Annotated in this window: 3 protein-coding genes; all 3 read right to left on the bottom strand. The window is 29.1% G+C overall.

Annotation, left to right across the window (positions count from 1 at the left end):
- Positions 1–33: 33 nt before the first annotated feature.
- From Q3907_RS10570 to Q3907_RS10560, 3 genes are read right to left on the bottom strand one after another with little or no spacing between them, the layout of a single operon-like run.
- On the bottom strand, positions 34–1,065 hold the full coding sequence (locus Q3907_RS10570) for a tyrosine-type recombinase/integrase (RefSeq protein WP_301898243.1): 1,032 nt from the start codon (positions 1,063–1,065) through the stop codon (positions 34–36).
- Positions 1,052–2,047 (bottom strand): tyrosine-type recombinase/integrase, encoded by a 996-nt coding sequence (locus Q3907_RS10565; protein WP_295646915.1) that lies wholly within the window; start codon positions 2,045–2,047, stop codon positions 1,052–1,054. Before Q3907_RS10565 ends, Q3907_RS10570 begins: the two co-directional genes overlap by 14 nt.
- Positions 2,038–3,582 carry a tyrosine-type recombinase/integrase gene (locus tag Q3907_RS10560; protein WP_301898242.1) on the bottom strand — a complete coding sequence of 515 codons (1,545 nt, stop codon included), beginning with the start codon at positions 3,580–3,582 and terminating at the stop codon, positions 2,038–2,040. The genes Q3907_RS10565 and Q3907_RS10560 overlap by 10 nt, the downstream gene beginning before the upstream one ends.
- Positions 3,583–3,663 lie beyond the last annotated feature (81 nt).

Below are 3,663 nucleotides of genomic sequence, written 5' to 3'. Positions count from 1 at the left end.
GTATCTAGAACTAATAATTGAAGATAATGTTTTTTATTCTAAGCCACAATATTTTAGTAAATCTTTTTCTTTTCCTTTCCACTTCTTATCTTTAACATTTGATGAAGGTATATTTTCTTGAACTGCTTCAAGAGCTTTTTTGATATCTTCATTATCTGCGTAGGCATATATTGATGTGGTTGAGATATCAGAGTGACCAAGAAAGTCTTTAACGTAAGAAATTGGAATACCATTTTTATACATCGACATAGCCACAGAATGTCTTAACATATGTGCGTGTAAATTGATTGGAAAATCATCGTTTTCTTCATTAATCTTATGTGCATATTTTTTTAGAAAAGCGTCAACAGTACCAGGAGATAATTTATCTCTTCTGCCTGAATGATTAATATAAAAAAGATAATCACTTTGAATGTTTAGAGGATGAAACTCTTTTAAATAGACATTAAGATGTTTAATTGCTGGTTTGAGTAATGGAACTGTTCTATATTTTGATCCTTTGCCAAATATTTTAATTTCGACATCCTCTCCACTCGATATAATATTTTCAAGCTTAAGGGATAAAATTTCATTAAGCCTCATTGCAGTTTCATACATTAGTATCATCAAAAATCTATCTCTTCTTCCATTTTTTAATCCGATATCAGGAGCTTCAAATAATAGCTTTAATTGTTGACTTGTCAAATATTCAACCTTATTCTTTTTAGAACCTTTAAAGTTATGAATGGTTTTGATTTTTGCGTAATATTTATACAGTTCTATTTCTTCTTCGCCACAATATTTAAAGAAAGATTTAATTGCAGATAATCTCAAGTTTATAGTTGAAGCTGAATTAGACTTTTCATCTCTTAAATATAAAAGAAATGAATAAATATTTTCTTTATTACAGTTATCAAAATTCATATTGATGAATTTGATTCCAAGCTCACCATCAAAATATTCTCTTAATAGATTAAATGTATCTTTGTATGATTTTACTGTTTTATCAGAATAATTTCTTTTGGCAGTCAAATAACCGCCAAAAAATTCGCTGATCCAATCATGAAAATCTTTATTCTTCTTCATAATCTAAAACCTCAGGAAGAATCTCTTCATTAACTTTATTCATTCTTTTATTCATTTCTGGGTAAAAAGAAGAAACAAGTTTGATATAGTAATCTGTATCGGCATAATTACTATGGCCCAAATATCTTGAAAAATATGGATACATAGTATTTACATCGATATCATCTTCAATCCATCTAGTTAGCCTTTCGGTTGCATAAGTGTGTCTGAAACTATGTATGACTCTTTTTGTTCCCTTAAGAGGAATATCTTTAAATGCTTCTTTCGATATTTCTTTAAACCAAGTAAATACTGATGGACTACTAACAGGGCCTTCACAAATACAAGATGGGAAAAAGAATTTTCTGTTAGGTTTCAATTCAGAAATAATTTCATCATATTCTTTAAGCATTCTTGATAATTCATCGCTTATATATATTTTTCTTTCTTTCCAACTTTTAGATTCTTTGATTCTCAAGCATTTATAATCATCATTGATATCATCCATTTCTAAGTGAAGGACTTCAGAATGTCTCATACCACATAAGAAAAATAACCTGAATATTACTGGTGCAATATAGACTTTGTATGGTGAATAAATTGAAGGCTTTAAGTTATCAGTAACATTAAAGAAAGCTATTAATTCTTCTTTTGTATATATATGGGGATCGTATTTAATCTGCTTATTTGGAATGTGACCAGGTACCACGTAACAGTTATCGTCAAAGTATTTGATATAAATTGATAGTTGCCTTATTGGTGTCATTCTTCTTAGTAATCCGTTTGGATGTTCTCCTGGCTTATAGGCGATCCAAAAGTCTATCATTTCTTTAGTGATGGTGGTTTCGTTGGGGAAATTATTTATAATCATTTCATCAAAGATTTTCAAAATTCTGGCGGAACTGTTGTATGGATAGCCGGCGTTTCTTTTTTGACTGACAAAGGAAGTAATATAATCTTTGATTTTGGAGTTATAAGGATAGTTATATATTTTTACTTCCATGTCTTAACTCCAATCCATCTGGCATCTAGACAACACATTTTCAATTTTTCTTCTTCCATGGAATAATAATATTTGTCAGAATCATTACTCACATGTCCTAATGTGTCAGTGATAATCTGATGAGGAATTTGTGTTTCCAATAATCTTTTGGCTAAGGTATATCTGAATACATGAATTCCTTTTCCTTTATTATTTGAAGTCTTTATTTCAAGCTTATTAAATATCCTTGCACAAATCGAATATGCGCTCTTTATTCTTTCATAAGGTCTTTGATTTCTTAAAAATATATAAGGAGAATTAACATTTGGCCTTTCATTTTCGATATAATCAATTATCGCATTACCAACATCATCTAAAAGTGGCAATACTAATGGATTATCTGTCTTTCTTTGATTAATGTTGATTATTTCTTTAAACCAATCAATTTCATCAAATCTTAATTCGCATATATCAGAATCTCTTAAACCATATCTTATAGCCAACATCATAATGGCTTTAACTTTAAAAGAGCAGACATTTAAATATTCTATTATTCTTATTTCATCTTCCTTTGAAATTAAACATGGATTGTATTCTTTAAAATACTTTTGGTTCATGAAAACAACACCATAATTCAAACCCAGAAGTTTTCTATCATAAAGATAAGTAATGATGTGTCTACAAATTGGATAAATGGTAGTAAGGGAATTTTGACAGAACTTACTACTTAATCTATCGCAGAGTTCTTCAAAGTTTTTTCTATTTAAATTTTTTAAATCATCTTCACTTTCGATGCCAAGTATTTTTATCATTTCCAAGAAAACATAACGATGTAAGGCTTGCGTATTTTTGGAATTCTTTGTATAGACATTTCCTTTGATGAAGTAACCATCAATTAAATCTTCAATATTTTTATCAACATATTCTTTCTTTACATATAAATGCCATTCGAATTTACCTGTTTTAGCTACATCAAGAAGGATATTGACACACCTTCTTCTGATTTTAAATACCCATTCCTTAATCAAACAATTGATAAAATAGTCTTCATTAAAAGATTTGTATTCCTTTAAATCTGTAACATTAAATTCGCTTTTATTATTGATGATCAACCAGCTTCTAAGATGTTTAAAGGCGTGAACATACTGACCGTATGTTGATGAGCCATGGCTATCCTTCATCAAAGATAAAGTATAGGCAATTAGCTGATTAAAAGATGTTTCACTACCTATTGGAAAAAGTATTTTCTTTATTTCTTCTTCATTTGGTAGGTCCGGAATATTGAATAAGTACCCATCACAATCAACGATTTTTAAATCATATTCCTTATCAATCCATCTAACAATAGTTCTTCTTGTGGACAAATTATCCTTAGTAGTCGATTCGCTAATAAAAATATCGAACAGTTCTTGGCAAGGTGAAGAAATATTTTCTCTTACACCGAGTTTTAAAAGATGATTAAGTGCAGTGCAATATCTCGTGTTTAATCCTTTGCACAGTTGTTTTTTAAGAATACTAGCACGACAGTTATGTACCGCAATTTCTAATTCATTCATAATATAAATTCCTTTCTGTCATAAAGACAAAGAAAGAATAACATCTAAAAAATATTATCTTCAATTATTAGTTCTAGATAT

The sequence above is a fragment of the uncultured Holdemanella sp. genome, assembly GCF_958348295.1.
Lineage (GTDB): Bacteria > Bacillota_I > Bacilli_A > Erysipelotrichales > Erysipelotrichaceae > Holdemanella.
Note: the sequence above shows the minus strand (reverse complement) of the source record. Positions and strands in the feature narration are given on the sequence as shown.

Coding starts and splice junctions, on each gene's coding strand:
- Q3907_RS10560 (WP_301898242.1), bottom strand. CDS start 3,582: ATGAATGAATTAGAAATTGCGGTACATAACTGTCGTGCTAGTATTCTT.
- Q3907_RS10570 (WP_301898243.1), bottom strand. CDS start 1,065: ATGAAGAAGAATAAAGATTTTCATGATTGGATCAGCGAATTTTTTGGC.
- Q3907_RS10565 (WP_295646915.1), bottom strand. CDS start 2,047: ATGGAAGTAAAAATATATAACTATCCTTATAACTCCAAAATCAAAGAT.